Origin of the sequence: Ligilactobacillus murinus (genome assembly GCF_003288115.1) — a bacterium.
Taxonomy (GTDB): Bacteria; Bacillota; Bacilli; order Lactobacillales; family Lactobacillaceae; genus Ligilactobacillus; species Ligilactobacillus murinus.
In genome coordinates this window covers 607,283-624,942 of record NZ_CP023565.1, presented here as the reverse complement: position 1 = coordinate 624,942, position 17,660 = coordinate 607,283, and the positions used below count along the sequence as shown (strand labels likewise).

The following is a 17,660-nucleotide window of genomic DNA, read 5'->3' as shown; positions in this document are numbered from 1 at the left end:
ATTAATACCTCTTCAAAAGACCAATAGTACTATCTAGCTGTTTCAGACCAATTTCAAGTTCACGAATGCCGGTAATATCAAATGAATAACCAAATAAGATAATAGTTTGAACTGTTAATTCATGATTACCAATCTTATTAAGTAATTCTTCAGTACTTTCACCTGTCCATCCTTCATTAATGAGATAGAGTCGACTGTCTTCAACTAATTTTGCTTTATATCCAGCAAAACTAACTTCTTTAACATCAGTCTCAAAATTATAGCCATCCTTAGCAAACCAGGTGGTTAAGATAGTTTGTTCACCAGTAGCATTACCAGCAACTCCCAGTGCTTCACTAGAGAAGTAACTAACCATATCATTAAACAAATTAACATTATCAGGATCAAATTCTTCAATTTCTTCAAGAGTTTGTTTAACTGGATTAACAACTCGGTAATGCTTAAAACTACCATCAAAGTCTTCTGGTATCATTAATCCATTCTCTTCCTTGATTTTAGTCGCCGCCCGACGAATCCGTTCCCTTGAAATTTCATCAATGGTTTTAAAACCAGCTTCATAAGCGACCTTTCCACCTTTAGTTGGAACTGCATTACCATCACTATTTAATGTATATGTCTTCTCTGGCAATTGAACCATAATGAATTTACGATGGCCTCCGTCTTCGGCATTAAGTTGCATTACTGCATCTGCTGTAGTTGACGAGCCAGCAAAAAAATCCAAAATAATTGACTCTTTTTTAGAACCCATTTTAAGTATTTTTTTCAATAAGCCTGGAGACTTTGGAAATGTCATAATATTACTACCAAATAAATCTTTAATCGCTTTTTTTCCATAATCATTATTTATTTCTTTATCTACCCATAATGATTTTGCAAGGGTGGTTGCCTTTTTTCCATCTTTAACTAAATAATCTTTTCTGTAAATTCTCCAACTGTTACCTGACTTCCCTGCAATCAAAAGGTTATTCTCATTAACAACCTTCTTTTTCATCCATGTCCAACAAGTTTTCGTTCCATCCGGAGCATCCGGCCAAACCTCATCAATATAACCATTATCCTTTACAACTGAAACTTTTAAAGTTTTCGGATTCACATAAAGAGGATAATATAGGTTAGGCCTTGTTACAGGATTAAATGATTGATTTCGATTTCTCAATCCAATTTCTCTATATTTACCCAATTCATCTTTCTTATTATATTCATCAATCATTTTTCCTTTTTTTTCAATACCATTTATTGAATTTTCATTGTTATAGTTCATAACATAAACAAGCACGTATTCAATTGTTTTAGCTACGAAAATATCAAGATTTCTTCCTCTTGGATTAATTTGTACTGCTATTTGTGCAACAAAGTTATCTTCACCGTATAATTCGTTACATATGTTTCTTAAATTTGTAACTTCATTATCATCAATAGAGATAAAAATAACACCACTATCTGATAATAAATTCCTGCTTAAAAAAAGTCGTGGATACATGAATGTTAACCAAGCCGAGTGACTAGATTTTCCCTGAATACTCTTTAAGTGTTTAATTTGGCTGTCATCCATCCCAAACATTTCTTTGATTTTCTCATCTGAGTACTCAAATTTATCTGGGTAAACAAAACCATCACTCCCAGTATTGTATGGTGGGTCAATGTATATCATATCAATTTTGTTAGCGTAATTTGTCTGAAGATGACGAAGAACTTCCAAATTATCCCCGGTAAAGAAGAGATTCTTACTGTTCTTACCCTCACTATTATTTTGTTCTTCATCTGGAACGATCACAGTCCACGGTCTTTCTCCAGCTTGACGACGCGCATAGTCCTTACCAATAAAATCTAATTGGTATCCATCTTTTAGTTCATTGATATTATGTTCTTGGAGTTCCGATTTGAACTTATCTAAGTTGAACTCTCCATCCTTGTTAAAAAATTCGGGTAACTTATTTTTTAATTCGCTTAAGAAAGCTGTATTTGGTTTTACAGCTTCATTATATTTCTCATTATCTGTTTGCATATACTCACACCTTTTTCCTTTTCACTTTTGTGTGCTGAGTCTTCTATATCAACACCTAGAGACATTTGGCAAAAAACACACGGGCATCATTTAGTATCTGGATACACAAAAAAGAGCCATAATGGCATCTTTCTATTGTGTATCTTACACGAAAATTCAACTAGAAAGTATGATATCCATCATGAGCTCTTCAAATTATACTACAAATTCAAGCTATTCGATAGTTAAATCTTACCTTAATTGTTATGTTCCACATCGGTCAAATGCTCAACATTGCTGTAAATTCAATACGTACCGCCCTGATGAACCTCTTTTCCTCTAACTCTAAAGACTATAAGTTATTTAAACAATTAGAAACTTTTCTTAAAGCGATACGATAATCTGAACCGTGTTCATCAATTTATATGGAAGACCATAACGCAAGCGGATCACTTCTTTCTGAACGATTGGTCAATCAAGGTCTGGAGTTAGCTGATCATAACTTTCGTAAGGCATATTTGGATTATCAACGATTACTAGGAGTCATTGATGCCCCAAAGAACTCTAAACTAAAAATATTCAAACAATACCTTCATGCAGTGCATCAATAGTACTCAGTTTCTCGCCATAACACCTCTAAAGATGACAAAGTATTACTAATCTAACCTCTTTGATATTTTTCTCCTGTTATCACAGCTTTAGAGTAAAAAATATCATCATTATACTCACTACCTTCCAGAGGTATAAAACGTAAAATAAAACAAATTCAGCGAACAGTCTATGGTTTTTATAATTTTGTTCATTATTTAGTATTCAAGGCATCTAAAGCCCCAAAAACAGCTGTCAAACGTGCGATCTGCGCTAATTGGCGCAAACGATTCAACTTGACCTTTTCATCATCAGCCATGACCATCGTCTTTTCAAAATAAGCATTGATCGGTTCACGTAAATTCTTCAAAGCAATAAATTTGGTTTCAAGATCAGCTGCTTTGAAATCTTTTCTAACTGCTTCAACGGCTTCGTAAAGACCTTGTTCAGCTTCATTTTCAAATAAAGTTGTATCAACCGTAAGATCACTTTGATCATCTAATTTTTTAGCTAAACGACTTGCTCTAGTCAAAGCTTCGATATTTGCTTTGAAATCTTCGTCTGCCAAATGTTTTGCCAAAAGATCAGCTGCTTTTTGGGCTAACGTAAACGCATTAGCTTTATTAGCCATAACTGCTTCAAGCACATCATGACGTAAGTTCGGTCCATTCAAGATCTGTTGTAAACGATCTGCGATAAAGTCTTGGATCATAGCTTTATTTTCAGCAGGAGCGATCTTTTCGTATAGATCTGGGCGCTTAGCATAAGCAGATTCAACTGCCGCTTGCAACAATGGAGTTGAAAGAGCCCAGCCTTTAGCTAAAGCGATCCGGACGATCCCTAAAGCTTGACGACGCAAGGCATAAGGATCATTGGAACCACTTGGTAACATTCCTGCACTAAAGAAAGCTTGGATGCTATCAACTTTATCAGCGATCGATAAGACTGCGCCAACATTAGTTTGTGGTAATTCACCTTCAGCACTGGTTGGAAGGTATTCTTCACGCATCGCAACACAAACTGCTTCATTTTCACCTTGCAATCTAGCATAGATCTCACCCATGACACCTTGCAATTCTGAAAATTCACCGACCATTCCAGTTACTAAGTCAAATTTATAGATCTGACTTGCACGATCAAGATCAGCTAACTCTTGCTCACTTAAGCCCAATTTTTCGCCTAGGTAATGTGCGATCAAGTGAACACGTTCCATCTTTTCATAGATCGTGCCGATCTTATCGTGAAACATTACTTTCTTCAAACGTGCAACATAATCTGCGATCGTTTGTTTTTGATCTTCTTCATAGAAGAAAGCAGCATCTTCTAAACGTGCCGTCAACACTTTCTCGTTACCTGCGATCACATTTTCCAAATGAGCTTGGTTACCGTTACGCACTGAGATAAAGTTTGGTAACAAGTTACCAGCTTTATCAGTTACGTAGAAGAACCGTTGATGATCTTTCATGGAAGTGATCAAAACAGCATCTGGGATCGTCAGATATTTTTGATCAAATTTTCCTGCAAAGACAGTTGGATATTCGACCAAATTGTTAACTTCTTCTAACAACTCAGGATCGATCACTACTTGCCAGTTATTTTGTTGCGCAAGCTCATTTAGCTGAGAAACGATCATTTCTTTACGTTTCTTGGCATCAGCGATCACCATTTGTGGTTCTAAAGCAGCTGGATAATCATTGGCATCAGCAAGTTCGATCGCTTTACCTAAGAAACGATGACCTAATGTTTGGCGCCCTGCCTTAACGTTTAAGATCTCAAAATCTACGACATCTTTATCCAACAAGGAAACTAACCACTTGATCGGACGTACATATTCAAAATCATTAGTGCTCCAGCGCATCATCGTTGGGAACTTAAGATCCATCACGACTTCTTTGACATCACTTAAAACTTCTTTAGCACTCTTACCGGGGATGAATTTTTTAACATAAGCATATTCGACCCCTTTTAATTCCTTAAAGAAGATATCATCTGGGGTGCAACCTTGTCCTCGTGAAAAGCCTTGGGCAGCTTTAGACCAATTTCCATCAGCATCCAAAGCGATCTTTTTAGCTGGACCTTTAGCTTCTTCTTCAATGTCAGCTTGTTTATCAGCTAAGCCTAAAACCTTGAGCGCTAACCGCCTTGGAGTTGAGTAAGCCTTGATCTCATCAAAGTCTAAGCGATTTTCTTCTAAAAATGCCGTCATCTTTTTGACCAATTGTTGGCTACTTGGTGTAACGACATGAGCTGGGATCTCTTCTAATCCGATCTCTAACAAAAATGTATGTGCCATTATTTGTCCTCCTCTAACAATTTAGCGCGTAAAGCTTCATCTTTGATCAATGGATAACCCAATTTCTTACGTTCAGCCACAAAAGCACGTGCGACCATCCGAGCCATATTTCTGATCCGCGATAGATAACCGGCACGTTCAGTCACTGAAACTGCACCCCGAGCATCTAATAAGTTAAAGGTATGACTACATTTTAGGATATAGTCATAGGCTGGGTGAACTAAACCATTTTCGATCTGCTTTTTAGCTTCTTTTTCATAAGTATCAAACAATTCAAACAACATCTCTTGGTTGCTTTCCTCAAATGAATACTTGGAATGTTCAAATTCAGGTTCTTTGAAGATATCACCGTATTTGACTCCATCAGCCCATTCAAGTTCAAAGACTGAATTAACATCTTGAATGTAAGAGGATAAACGTTCGAGCCCATAAGTCACTTCAACGGCGACCGGACGAACTTCTAAGCCCCCGACTTGTTGGAAATAAGTAAATTGGGTGATCTCCATCCCATCGAGCCAAACTTCCCAACCCACACCGGCACAACCCATTGATGGGTTTTCCCAGTTGTCTTCAACGAACCGAATATCATGTTCTAAAGGATCGATCCCTAAGGCACGTAAACTATCCAAGTAAAGTTCTTGGATGTTATCTGGTGAAGGTTTCATGATCACTTGGAATTGATGGTGTTGATACAAACGGTTAGGATTTTCACCATAGCGACCGTCAGCTGGGCGACGTGAAGGTTCAACATAGGCAACGTTCCAAGGTTCTGGTCCGATCGCACGTAAGAAAGTATAAGGACTCATCGTGCCGGCCCCTTTTTCTGTATCATAGGATTGCATTAACATACAGCCTTGTTTTGCCCAAAACTGTTGTAATGTCAAAATAATATCTTGCATTGACAATTTATCTGCCATCTTTTTTCCTCCAAAGATTTATTTTCGAATCAGCCAAATAACGCACAAAAAAGTCCCTATGTAGCGCCTTTGGCCACATAGGGACGATTTTAAAAAATCGCGGTTCCACCCTACTTCTAGTATAACTAGCAGCTTAATTCGTTAAGACTCCAAAAGTGCCAATCATGTCTCAATAGATATCTGCTTTCACCATCCCAGACTCGCTAACTCTATCCTTAGACCGATTCTCTTTTATCAACGTCTCATTATTGATATTTTTAGGATAGTTTAACCGCGTTTTTTTGTCAAGGCTTATTTAGTTGTAAAATCACGTATTATCCTTAAAAAATTGATCCCATGACGCCATTTGAGCGAGAAATTTTTTGGCTGGTACGTAAATTCCAACTTGAAAACAATCCAAGAAGCGTCTGAAAAAACTTAACGATCGCCTTTGTAGGACTTATTTAAATTTATTTTTGGTTTGTAGAATTTTGAAAAGGTCCTCGTCACTCTAAAAAGGCGGACGAACCGTAACAAAAGCCATGATAATATACTGATATTTCTTAACAAATTTCTTCATTTCACCACACACTTACCTATCCCAAAACACATATGACACCTCTAATATAGCCTAAAAAACCTATATTGGAGACCAACCTCCAATATAGGTTCAAATTTTAAAAGACACTCGCCAAGATCGGGAGCAACCAGATCCAGAAGATACATGAAGCAGCAAATGCTACTGTTGAGATAGCAACAGAATTAGCTCCTTCTTTAACGTAAATATTGTAACGACTGGAGATTATAATTCCAGAAAATGCAGGGGGCAAGGCCGTCGCCATACATAACATCGCGATTTTTTCAGGATCTGAACCCATCCCACACAAGTAAGCCACCAATACAATGATCGCTGGAGTCAAGAGCAAACGATAAAATGTATTCCACAATGACTCTTTAGTGATCGAAAACTTGACGGTCGATAAAGCTAAGCCAGCTGCTAAAACAGCTACACCTGAGTTAGCTTTAGCGATCAATTGGAAACATGGATCCCAGGCTGTCGGGATCTTGATACCGATCAAAACCAAGATCACTGCCAGCAATGGAGCAGCTGCAACTGGTTGCTTGATCGCATTGATAACTGCAGCCTTAGTTGAGTTATCAGTCTCTTTCTTTGCTTTACCTTCATGATTTTCGATCTCAGCTCGTACTAGATCGATCTCACGAGTTATTCCTTGTTCACGCAAAGCCTTGGCCTCAATATCTGAGACCGGTACACCATCAGCGATCATGACTTCCTTTTGCTTGACCGGTGTTTTGTCTGTCATCTTTTGTGGCAGATTTATCTTTACTTTGATACCATTTTTAGTTGAAGCTTTAGCTCGAGCCTCGGCTTGCCCTTGATCGATCAAAGCTAAGCCGATCGGGATCGTGACGGCATTAACTACGATCGAGACGATCCCGATCACTAAGTTAGTCGTTACGTTATTTCCATAAATCGGATCTAGCACCGCAAAACCCAAAAAGCCGATCGTCGGTGAGCCTGCGATCAAAGCACATACCGCAGCTTCTTGCGTTGTTCGGTGGAACATAACTTTATCTAAAACATAACTTAACAAAAACAACCCTGTGACCCCAAAGATCGAGATCAAGGTCAACACGATGTCTTGCGCAAAAATATGTCGAGTCGCGTTCACGATCGAGACAAACAAAGCAGCCGGCAAAGCGATGTTTAAGACTAGCTTATTTAAACCTTGGCGCTGGTCATCATTAAAAAATGAAAACTTCCCACATAGATACCCTAAGATCATGATAACTAATATCGGGATGATATCATTTACTAATATACTTATCATATTTTCACTATATAAATGTGAACAAATGTATTAAGACTACATTTGGGAAAGAAGTATAGCCTTTCTTCCTTTCTTAATAAAAGTGACAGGCTAAGATATCAGCTCACATCTTTGATCTTTCGACTGATCTATTGAAAATCATTGGCCCTTGATAACTTCGCGCCGTGGGTTCTTAGGCCCACGTGCTTTAGAGATGACACCTTTTTCTACTAGATCAGCGATTTGGGTCGCATCATATCCCAAATCCGCTAAGATCTCATCATTATTTTCACCTAAATCAGGAGCACGCTTATACGCAGGCTTATAATTTGAAAGTGAGAATGGTAACCCGATCGTCTTAAACTTACCACGGCTACCACCTTGGTCGATCGTAACGATCGTACCATCTTCATTTAGATCTGGATCATTTTCTAACTCATGCCAATCTAAAACTGGTCCGACTGGGATCCCAGCTTCACCCAATCTTCGAGTCAATTCATATTTATCATATTGTTTAGTATATGCTTCCAACAAAGGATAGAGTTCTTCTTTATGAAGTTGACGATGTTGCCAATCAACAAAGCGTTCATCGGTGATCCATTCTGGATGTCCCATCGTATTAGCGATCGCAGCCCAACTCTTGTTTGAATCTTGGATAACGATATAGACGTAGGCATTAGGATCATTCTCCCAACCTTTAGCCTTATAAGTCCAACCGATAACTTCGCCACCTTCAGTATTTTCAGCCCGTGGTACTGCTTTGCCCCACTTATAGTTAGGGTAGACTGCATAATGTGGTAACGCACCCAAATTATCTAGCATGATCTGATCACGTAACTTGATCCGGCAAAGGTTCATGACGGCATCTTGCATTGATTGATAAACAAAGGTACCTTCACCTGTTTTTTCACGTTGTAGCAATGCAGCTAAAATACCGATCGTCAAATGCATCCCTGAGTTCGAATCACCTAAAGCCGCCGCAGATTGAGTCGGTACATTGGCTGCCCCTTTATTCCAACCCGTAGCTGAAGCAGAACCGCCCGCAGACTGAGCTACAGGTTCGTAGGCTTTGACATTTTCAAACCGTGACCCTTGATTGAACCCCTTTAATGAAGCCATGATCAATCTTGGATTCAAAGCATGGACGTCTTTCCAACCAAAACCAGCTCGATCAGCAGCACCAGGACGTACATTTTCAACGTAGACATCAGCCTTTTTCAAAAGGTCATTCATGATTTTTTTACCTTCATCACTTTTGATATCAAGGGTCAATGATTTCTTATTTGCGTTTAGTTGTAGGTAATATAAACTCCATGAATCTTGAACATCTAATAATTGGTTACGCGTAGGATCACCTGTATTAGTTCGTTCGATCTTGATAACTTCTGCCCCTAACCAAGCAAGAAGTTGGGTACAAGAAGGTCCAGATTGTACTTGAGTCCAATCGACAACACGCAAACCCTTTAATGGTGCATAACTATTTTCTTCAGTCATAATAATTACTTCTTTCCTAATTCTTTACGTTCTCTTTTAATTCTTTAACTTCTTCAGTAATGTCTTCTGGATTTAAATTACCGATATGACCAGATTCTTTACCCATACTTGGATCAATCTGGACATTGATCAAACAAGGGCGCTTAGAGTCAACTGCTTTTGAAAAAGTCTCTTCCATCGTTTGATAATCACTTACAAAGTAACTATCGCCACCAAAAGCTTGAGCTAACAATTCATACTTGGCAGTCGAGTCTAACTTAGTAGGCCCTGGTTGACTAGGAACTTCTTGATCAGTCCCATTATAGATCCCACCATTATTGACAACAACAACGGTTATCGGCAAATTATAACGACAGATGGTCTCCATCTCCATACCATCAAAACCAAAGGCACTATCCCCTTCTAAGGCAACTACTGGTTTGCCCGTTTCAACGGCAGTCGCGATCGCATAACCAAGACCAACGCCCATCACGCCCCATGTACCAGTATCTAATCTATGGCGTGGCAACTTCATCGCGATCAAGTTCCGACCAATATCTAGCGTATTAGCTCCTTCACTGACCAGATACGTATCTGGATGCTTTTCAAAGTATTCTTGGATCGGCAAAAGTGCTCCATAATAACCGAACTTAGGATCTGTCTTCCCAGCGGCTAGCCGCTTAGCAAACTTGGCATCGTTTTTATCTGTATCCGCAACGATTGCATCGATCCAAGCTTTGTCAGCTTTATAACCCGTATTGACCAACGCTGGCACTAACTTATCAAGCACTGAACCTAGATCACCTAGTAATGGTGCATCGATCTTTTGATTTGAATCAAATTCGGTCGGATCGATATCTAATTGAACAAATTTGACATCTTGTGCAAACGTTGGTGCATCGCCATGATTCAACATCCAATTTAAACGTGCTCCAACAACGATCACAACATCGGCATTACCTAAAGAAAGTGACCGAGCTGCGGCGGCTGAATGCTTATCATCGTCAGGAATAAGACCCTTAGCCATCGACATTGGCAAAAATGGGATATCCGTTTTATCGACTAATATTTGTAATTGCTTTTCAACTTGGGCATAAGCCGCGCCTTTACCTAACAACAATAATGGTCGCTTAGCTTGTTTGATAACTTCAACAGCACGTAACACAGCCGCTTGACTAGGTTCTTGCTTAGGTGCTGGATCGACTAGCTTGTAGACTCCAGTGTCTTTTTCATTAGCGACTTTTAGTTCTTGACTGATTGTTTCAGCAGGAAGATCTAAATAAACTCCCCCTGGTCTCCCAGATACAGCCGTCCGAACTGCTCGTGCGATCGCTAGCCCAATATCCTGGGCACGATCAACACGATAAGCTTTTTTACAAAATGGCTTAGCGACATTATATTGATCTAAGCCTTCATAGTCGCCTTGATCTAAATCGATATAATGACGTTCCGACGAACCAGACATCATGATCAATGGAAAACAATTTTTAGTCGCTTGAGCTAAAGCAGTCAGTCCATTTAAAAAGCCTGGTGCTGAAACAGTTAATGCTACTCCCGGCTTTTGCCTCAAGTAACCGGCTGCTGCTGCTGCGTCAACGGCAGCATCTTCACGTCGGAAACCATAATACTTCATGCCCCGAAGTTGAGCTAGACGCGCAAAATCAGTAACTGGGATCCCAACGACCCCATACATCTTATTTATACCATTTTCTTGAAGTGCCTGGATCAATAGATCAGCACCCGTTTTGATCATCAAATCATTTTTACCCATGATACAGCCTCCTAATAAACTTTCATTACGTTTAGTTTATGATCTCTAAAAGATCACGCGAGTAGCTGCTAATAAGGTAAACATAAATCCTAAAACGTTTATCTGTCATAGTAGTTATCCGTAAATCTTGTAATTATTTTTTTATCACTTCCTTTGATACAAAGCCATTGTAGTACTTTTAGCTAAAATTGTTAAACAATAACACCTTAGATTGCTATTTTTTACAGGAGTTTTAAAAGCGATTCCCTTAGACCCATAGCCTAAAACCTTATGCCATCAATATAAAATGACAAAAAATCACTAAAAAATAGAGTTCGTATGCTTGCCATAGCACGAACTCTAAAGTGTTTACTAATTTTTTTTATCTGTTTTAAGCGTTTGATCCCATGAAGACATTTGATCAAGAAATTGTTTGGCTGGTACATAGATCCCGACCTGATGTTCATAGATAGTATCCAAAGCTTTTCTTAAATTGATCTTTGTCTGTTCCTTTACTCTGATCGAATTTAATCGATTTAAATCTACGACTGATAGCAAGCGTAAATAATAGACCGTACGTTTATCTAAATGCAAACGATATGGATCTAAATGCCAATGTTGTTTACACAATAAACCACCATAGTTTTCAGAATAGTCAAATGTACATTCTGTATTTTGACAAATCACACAGCTTTCAAGTTGCGGTCTCACCCCGAAACTAGCAAGTAACTGGATCTCGATGATATTGGTGATGATCGCAGGATCAAAACCATCATCGATCAACTCAAGTGCTTTTTTAACTCTTAAAAACCAGCCTAAATTCACAAGATCTTCCGTCGTTAAAGCACGCTCTATCAAACTTAAGATATACGAAGCATAAGCATTCAACTCGATATCTTGCGTGATCTGTTGATATTGACTGATGTCACGGGTCGTCGTAATAAATGATAAGCCCTCATCACTGATACTTCCAAGATAGGTCCCATGAGTAAAGGGTAAGATTGCTGCCCCTAATTTAAAGCCCCGCTTGCGGACCCCACGGACAAAAAAAGTTTTAAAGCCATATTTGTCAGTCAAAATTTTGACCAGCATATCGCGTTCTTTATAGTCTTTACGTGAGACTACGATCCCTAAAAACTCTACACCTTGTTGTAGCACCATCTTTTTACCCCCAAAAATCTCAAAAAAGAGGAGAATTTTCCCCTCTTTTCCTTAATTAATAATCATCTTGCCGGTAACCAAACGCTTTTAGATCGACTTGACGGTCTTTCCAGTTAGGCTGAACTTTGACCCAAAGCTCTAAAAAGACTTTATCACCTAACATAAATTCGATCTCTTTACGCGCTCTTGTTCCGATCTCTTTTAGCATCTTACCACCTTTACCGATGATGATCCCCTTTTGACTGGAACGTTCGACCACGATAGTTGCTTGGATCAAAACTTTTTCATCATCTTCTCGTTTGATCCGATCAACAACGACGGCAACGGAATGTGGAACTTCTTCGCGTGTCAATTGTAAAACTTTTTCGCGGATCAATTCGCTGACGATAAAACGTTCGGGATGATCAGTAACTTGATCTTCTGGATAGTATTGCGGACCTTCCGGTAGATCTTCAACTAGATCGTGGACTAATTCAGCACAATTATTACCATTCAAAGCCGAGATCGGAAAGACATCCTTGTAGTCTAACGTATCTCGATAATCATCCATCACTTCTAATAAATGATCTGGGTGGATCTTATCGATCTTGTTGATCACCAAATAGATAGGTTTTTTGACATTTTTTAGTCGCTCAATGATAAAATCATCGCCTCGACCTCGTTTTTGTTCGGCATTGACCATAAAGATCACTGCATCAACTTCATTAAGCGTTGAAAGCGCCGATTTGACCATAAAATCGCCTAAACGACTATGTGGTTTATGGATCCCTGGTGTATCGATAAACACGATCTGCGCGTTGTCAGTGGTATATACCCCTTGGATCTTATTGCGTGTTGTTTGAGCCTTATCGCTCATGATCGCGATCTTTTGTCCGACCACATTGTTTAAAAAGGTCGATTTGCCAACGTTAGGTCGCCCTACGATCGCAATAAAACCTGAATGAAATTTTTCTTCCAAAATATACACTTCCCTAATCAATATCAGTTAAATAATTGCCAAATATGTGGACCAAAGACCAAGGTTGCTGTGATCAAAGAAAAGATCGCTGCTAATAATACCGCTGCAGCCGCCATATCTTTAGCTTTTTTGGCAAGTGGATGTCGTTTATAGTTTGTAGCTAGATCAACGACATTTTCGATGGCAGAATTCCAAACTTCACTGGAGATCACCAAAAAAATACTCAAAAATAGCCAGAGCCACTCACTGATAGTCACATTAAAAATGAGTCCCATAATCACGACCAAAGTTATCGCACTCACATGAAACCGCAGATTGCGCTCTTCTTTATAAGCCGTTTTCAAGCCAACGAGCGCATAACGCAAGGACTGGAAAAAATGGCGATTTTTCCAGCTGTTGACCGGCTGTTTTTGTTCTTTATCGTTTAAGTCCATACGCCTCGAGAATTTCTCTTTGCAAACCAAACATTTCCTTTTCGTCTTCAGCTTGCATGTGGTCGTAGCCATTGAGATGTAAAAAACCATGAACAACTAAAAAGCCCAATTCTCTTTCCTGCGAATGTCCTAAATACTCAGCCTGTTCTTTGACCTTATCGATCGAAACCATGATATCCCCGATATTTTTAGGGATCTCAAACTCAGCTTCGTCTGGTAAAATGATCGGGATCTCATTTGGATCTTCCTCTTCGATCGCAAAACTGATCACATCAGTTGGTTTATCAACACCACGATATTCTTTATTGATACGATGGATCTCATTATTATCCATCAAAGTGACTGACATTTCAGTATCTGAGGGTAACTTGAGATAATCACCCGCAAAGTCCAAGATCTCGCAAATGAGTGTCTTCCACTCACTTGAAACTCGCTCAGTATTATCATAAACTTCCAGATCCATTTTTATTCCTCATTTTCCATTGAATTATAGTTATCGTATGCCCGAATGATCTCAGATACGACTGGATGGCGCACAACATCGACAGAATCAAATTTTACAAAGCCGATATGTGGTGATCCCTTCAAGATCTTCTCTGCGTCGACCAAACCACTTTGACTGTGTCCTTTAGGTAGATCGATCTGTGATCTGTCACCATTGATGATCATTTTAGAGCCAAAACCAAGGCGAGTCAAAAACATCTTCATCTGCGCTCGCGTCGTATTTTGCGCTTCATCCAAGATAACAAAAGCATTATCTAATGTGCGACCGCGCATATAAGCTAAAGGTGCGATCTCGATCACACCGCGTTCGATCAAACGTTCCGTGTGTTCTGCCCCTAAGATCGAATTTAGTGCATCATAGATCGGACGTAAATACGGATCGACTTTTTCTTTAAGATCTCCCGGTAAAAAGCCCAACGATTCGCCTGCTTCGACCGCTGGACGCGTCAAGATCAGCCGTTCGACTTCATGGCGCTTTAAAGCAGCAACAGCCATTACGACGGCTAAATAAGTCTTACCTGTTCCGGCAGGTCCGATCCCAAACACAAGATCTTTATGCTTGATCTCTTGCACATATTGGCGTTGCCCATAACTTTTGACCCGGATCGAACGTCCCCGGCGGTCTTTTAATAATTCTTCAGTATAGAGATCTTTAAAATACTCTAATGTTCCACGCTGTGCCATCTTCATCGCTGACACAACATCTGCACTGCTTATAGTGATTTTTTTACGCAAAAGTCCCGTCAACTCACTCAATATCTGATAGGCTAAAGTAACATTTTCTTCAGTACCAGTAATCTTTATCGTACCACCAAAAGGCTTTAACACCACATCTTGGCCTTCTTCGATCAATTTAAAATGGCTGTCATTGATGCCTGACAGCGAAATTTGCAATTGAGAATCGTTGAGAACGAAACTTTTTTCGACTAATTGTTCTGCGCTCAACCGCCCATCTCCCTTATCATACTTTATAATCCCAATTATACTGATTATCAATTCGATAATCAAATTCAAAGTAAACTTGAACAAATAAGAAAAAAGCCGAGATCTAACATCTCGACTCTTTGCTTATTTATTAAGCAATGACATTACGGTAGAGTTGACTAATTTACCATCAGCTTTACCCTTTAACTTAGGCATCACTGCCCCCATTACTTTACCGAAGTCAGCTTTTGATGTTGCTCCAACCTGATTGATCGTTTCTTCAACAACGGCCTTTACTTCATCTGCACTGAGTTGTTTTGGCAAGTAACCTTCAACAACTTTGATCTCTTCTTCGAGTTTTTGGACAGCTTCATCACGCCCAGCAGCTTTGAATTCTTCTAAAGAATCCTTGCGTTGCTTCAACTCACGAGATAACACGCTCACTTCTTCATCAGGAGTCAAGTCGTGTCCAACGTTGATTTGTTCATTTGTAACTGCAGCTTTGAGCATTCGAACCGTTGCCAAACGGCCTTTATCCTTAGCCTTCATTGCAGCTACCATATCTTTTTGTAATGAATCTAATAAACTCATCACATTAGCCTCCTCTAGAAACTAGAAACGACGCTTATTTTTGCGCTTTCTTGCTGCTTCGGATTTTTTCTTACGTTTTACACTTGGCTTCTCGTAGAATTCACGTTTCCGATATTCTTGCAAAGTACCTGTTTTTGAAACGGAACGTTTGAAGCGACGAAGAGCGTCATCAAGAGATTCGTTTTTACGAACGACTGTCTTTGACATGGTTGTTTCCCTCCCTCCGAGCTTAAATGTAACCGTCTTAATTGTACAAACCTCAACAGTTCCTTTCCATTATAAACTAAATTAAAAGTTAGAGTCAACATAACTTTATAAACTTTTACATAATTAGTGCTCATTTGTAGTTTGAGCGGCGAAAAATTAGAGTTTTACAGTGTTTTTTTACCCTAGCCATTTTTCTTGGAATCGCCCGTTAGATAAGCTATAATTTTCATAGAATAAGTCGCTTTTTAACACTTTATCATAATTATGGGAGGCAATTTTATGTCAAATGAATTACATGTCTATGCAATCTCAGATTCACTTGGGGAGACTGCCTATGCGATCGCCGAAGCTGCTAGTGTCCAATTTCCTAATGCAGATTTCAAGATCCAACGTTACCCATTGATCAAGACCGTTTCTTTGGTACAAGGGATCTTGAACAAAGCAAAACGCGAAGCTGCTATCATCGTGCATACTTTTGTCGATCCGGAACTATCGACTTTTGTAAATAATTACTGCCAAGAAAATGGCTTATCCGTGATCGATGCTTTAAGTGACGTTATCCAAAAATTCTCACAAAAAGCGGGCGAAAAACCATTACAAAAAGCAGGGATCAATCACAATACTGATAAAGAATATTTCAACCGGATCGAAGCCCTTGAATTTGCCGTTACCTATGATGATGGTAAAGACCCAGCTGGCTTTTTGAAGGCTGATCTAGTCTTACTAGGGATCTCGCGGACATCGAAGACCCCATTGTCACTTTTCCTAGCTAATCGGGGTTATAAAGTGGCTAATCTACCGCTTGTTCCTAAAGCACAGATTCCAGCAGAGATCTATAAAGTTGATCCTAACAAGATCTTTGGGTTGACTAACGACCCCGAGATCTTAAATGGGATCCGGCGTGAACGAATGATCTCTTATGGTCTTGATCCCGACACACACTACTCAAACATCGACAACATCGAAAGCGAATTGAATTTTGCTAATGAGCTTTACAAAAAGCTGGGTTGTCCTGTGATCAACGTTGCACATAAGTCGATCGAAGAAACTGCAATGATCATCACTGAAAGTTTGGATAATAACGCTCAAAGATAAACAAAAAACTAAGATCTGTAAATTGAAACGCTCAATTTAGATCTTAGTTTTTTTGTGTCTATTTTTTCCCCTTATTTTGGTAGATCTTATCAAGTAACTCAGGGTCAAATTCACCTGCACGTAACATTGCGATCTCATAACCATATGGAGCATAACGATCATTTTTATCGGGGCCTACATATGGTGTTTCCAAGATCTTCGGTAGTGAAGCTAATTCATCAAGTTTAGCGATCTTTTCTAAACTTTCAAATCCGATCGTACCAAAGCCCAGATTAGCATGCCGATCTTTATGGCTTCCTTGAGGATTCAAGGAGTCATTTAAATGGATCACCTTTAGTCTCTCTAAACCAATGATCTTATCAAATTCTGTTAAAACACCAGAAAAATCATCTTTGATCGCATAGCCTGCATCATTTGCATGGCAAGTATCCAAAGTAACAGATAGCTTATCATTATACTTTACCAAGTCAATGATCTGAGCTAATTCTTCAAAACTCCGCCCAACTTCTGTTCCTTTGCCTGCCATCGTCTCCAAGGCGATCTGAAGCTTTTGCTCAGGTTGGATGACTTCGTTTAAGCCCTTAGCAATACTTGCGATCCCGGCCTTTGCTCCCGCACCGACATGTGCTCCAGGATGAAGCGTCATCTGAGTTGCCCCTAAAGCCTCAGCACGCTCAACTTCAGCCCGTAAAAAATCAACAGCAAAACCAAAATTTTCCGGTTTTTTAGTATTACCTAGATTAATGATATAAGGAGCATGGACAACGATCTGGCTTAAGCCGTGTTCTGCCATATACGCTTGGCCAGCTTCGATATTTAACTCAGCGATCGGTTTGCGCCGCGTATTTTGGGGCGCACCTGTATAGATCATAAAGGTCGAAGCCTCATAACTCTTTGCCTCTTTTGCTGCTCCTAACAACATTTCTTTTCCCTTCATGCCGACATGTGAACCAATTAGCATTTTTTCACC

The 17,660-nt window shown here is 39.4% G+C and carries 15 protein-coding genes; 1 reads left to right on the top strand and 14 read right to left on the bottom strand.

Features of this window, described 5'->3' with window-relative positions; translation table 11 throughout:
• Position 1: 1 nt before the first annotated feature.
• The 13 genes from CPS94_RS03125 to rpsU form a co-directional block, all read right to left on the bottom strand.
• The gene (locus CPS94_RS03125) at positions 2-2,005 is read right to left on the bottom strand and encodes a site-specific DNA-methyltransferase (RefSeq protein WP_112286365.1); all 2,004 of its coding nucleotides are present in this window, start codon (positions 2,003-2,005) and stop codon (positions 2-4) included.
• Between the two features lie 781 nt (positions 2,006-2,786).
• The gene (gene glyS, locus CPS94_RS03120; protein WP_112195155.1) at positions 2,787-4,865 is read right to left on the bottom strand and encodes a glycine--tRNA ligase subunit beta; all 2,079 of its coding nucleotides are present in this window, start codon (positions 4,863-4,865) and stop codon (positions 2,787-2,789) included.
• Positions 4,865-5,782, bottom strand: a complete 918-nt coding sequence (gene glyQ, locus CPS94_RS03115; protein WP_004047915.1) for a glycine--tRNA ligase subunit alpha — start codon at positions 5,780-5,782, stop codon at positions 4,865-4,867. Before glyQ ends, glyS begins: the two co-directional genes overlap by 1 nt.
• A gap of 656 nt (positions 5,783-6,438) precedes the next feature.
• Positions 6,439-7,614 (bottom strand): AEC family transporter, encoded by a 1,176-nt coding sequence (locus CPS94_RS03110; protein WP_112195157.1) that lies wholly within the window; start codon positions 7,612-7,614, stop codon positions 6,439-6,441.
• Between the two features lie 138 nt (positions 7,615-7,752).
• Positions 7,753-9,087, bottom strand: a complete 1,335-nt coding sequence (gene frc / locus CPS94_RS03105; RefSeq protein ID WP_004047919.1) for a formyl-CoA transferase — start codon at positions 9,085-9,087, stop codon at positions 7,753-7,755.
• A gap of 16 nt (positions 9,088-9,103) precedes the next feature.
• Entirely contained in the window at positions 9,104-10,837 is a 1,734-nt protein-coding gene (gene oxc / locus CPS94_RS03100; RefSeq protein ID WP_112195161.1) for an oxalyl-CoA decarboxylase, read from the bottom strand.
• Positions 10,838-11,188: 351 nt separating this feature from the next.
• Entirely contained in the window at positions 11,189-11,977 is a 789-nt protein-coding gene (recO, locus tag CPS94_RS03095) for a DNA repair protein RecO (RefSeq protein ID WP_112195163.1), read from the bottom strand.
• A gap of 55 nt (positions 11,978-12,032) precedes the next feature.
• Entirely contained in the window at positions 12,033-12,935 is a 903-nt protein-coding gene (gene era / locus CPS94_RS03090) for a GTPase Era (RefSeq protein WP_010689126.1), read from the bottom strand.
• A 23-nt stretch (positions 12,936-12,958) separates the two neighbouring features.
• Entirely contained in the window at positions 12,959-13,369 is a 411-nt protein-coding gene (locus tag CPS94_RS03085; protein ID WP_004047928.1) for a diacylglycerol kinase family protein, read from the bottom strand.
• Positions 13,353-13,832 carry an rRNA maturation RNase YbeY gene (gene ybeY, locus CPS94_RS03080; RefSeq protein ID WP_112195165.1) on the bottom strand — a complete coding sequence of 160 codons (480 nt, stop codon included), beginning with the start codon at positions 13,830-13,832 and terminating at the stop codon, positions 13,353-13,355. Before ybeY ends, CPS94_RS03085 begins: the two co-directional genes overlap by 17 nt.
• Positions 13,833-13,834: 2 nt before the next feature.
• Complete coding sequence (locus tag CPS94_RS03075) at positions 13,835-14,818, bottom strand: PhoH family protein (RefSeq protein ID WP_112195167.1); 984 nt, start codon at positions 14,816-14,818, stop codon at positions 13,835-13,837.
• 123 nt (positions 14,819-14,941) lie between these two features.
• Positions 14,942-15,388 (bottom strand): GatB/YqeY domain-containing protein, encoded by a 447-nt coding sequence (locus tag CPS94_RS03070; protein WP_004047933.1) that lies wholly within the window; start codon positions 15,386-15,388, stop codon positions 14,942-14,944.
• 21 nt (positions 15,389-15,409) lie between these two features.
• Entirely contained in the window at positions 15,410-15,595 is a 186-nt protein-coding gene (gene rpsU / locus CPS94_RS03065; RefSeq protein WP_003694124.1) for a 30S ribosomal protein S21, read from the bottom strand.
• A 279-nt stretch (positions 15,596-15,874) separates the two neighbouring features.
• On the opposite strand from rpsU, the gene CPS94_RS03060 reads away from it, so the two are divergent.
• Positions 15,875-16,690, top strand: coding sequence for a pyruvate, water dikinase regulatory protein (locus tag CPS94_RS03060; RefSeq protein ID WP_004047936.1), 816 nt, complete (start codon positions 15,875-15,877; stop codon positions 16,688-16,690).
• Positions 16,691-16,748: 58 nt separating this feature from the next.
• Here the strand turns inward: CPS94_RS03060 and CPS94_RS03055 are convergent, their stop codons facing one another.
• Positions 16,749-17,651 carry a deoxyribonuclease IV gene (locus CPS94_RS03055; RefSeq protein ID WP_112195169.1) on the bottom strand — a complete coding sequence of 301 codons (903 nt, stop codon included), beginning with the start codon at positions 17,649-17,651 and terminating at the stop codon, positions 16,749-16,751.
• Positions 17,652-17,660: the final 9 nt, after the last annotated feature.

Excerpts from the sequence above, each read along its gene's own strand:
- CPS94_RS03125 (WP_112286365.1), bottom strand. The coding sequence starts at position 2,005 with ATGCAAACAGATAATGAGAAATATAATGAAGCTGTAAAACCAAATACA.
- glyS (WP_112195155.1), bottom strand. The coding sequence starts at position 4,865 with ATGGCACATACATTTTTGTTAGAGATCGGATTAGAAGAGATCCCAGCT.
- glyQ (WP_004047915.1), bottom strand. The coding sequence starts at position 5,782 with ATGGCAGATAAATTGTCAATGCAAGATATTATTTTGACATTACAACAG.
- CPS94_RS03110 (WP_112195157.1), bottom strand. The coding sequence starts at position 7,614 with ATGATAAGTATATTAGTAAATGATATCATCCCGATATTAGTTATCATG.
- frc (WP_004047919.1), bottom strand. The coding sequence starts at position 9,087 with ATGACTGAAGAAAATAGTTATGCACCATTAAAGGGTTTGCGTGTTGTC.
- oxc (WP_112195161.1), bottom strand. The coding sequence starts at position 10,837 with ATGGGTAAAAATGATTTGATGATCAAAACGGGTGCTGATCTATTGATC.
- recO (WP_112195163.1), bottom strand. The coding sequence starts at position 11,977 with ATGGTGCTACAACAAGGTGTAGAGTTTTTAGGGATCGTAGTCTCACGT.
- CPS94_RS03085 (WP_004047928.1), bottom strand. The coding sequence starts at position 13,369 with ATGGACTTAAACGATAAAGAACAAAAACAGCCGGTCAACAGCTGGAAA.
- ybeY (WP_112195165.1), bottom strand. The coding sequence starts at position 13,832 with ATGGATCTGGAAGTTTATGATAATACTGAGCGAGTTTCAAGTGAGTGG.
- CPS94_RS03070 (WP_004047933.1), bottom strand. The coding sequence starts at position 15,388 with ATGAGTTTATTAGATTCATTACAAAAAGATATGGTAGCTGCAATGAAG.
- rpsU (WP_003694124.1), bottom strand. The coding sequence starts at position 15,595 with ATGTCAAAGACAGTCGTTCGTAAAAACGAATCTCTTGATGACGCTCTT.
- CPS94_RS03060 (WP_004047936.1), top strand. The coding sequence starts at position 15,875 with ATGTCAAATGAATTACATGTCTATGCAATCTCAGATTCACTTGGGGAG.
- CPS94_RS03055 (WP_112195169.1), bottom strand. The coding sequence starts at position 17,651 with ATGCTAATTGGTTCACATGTCGGCATGAAGGGAAAAGAAATGTTGTTA.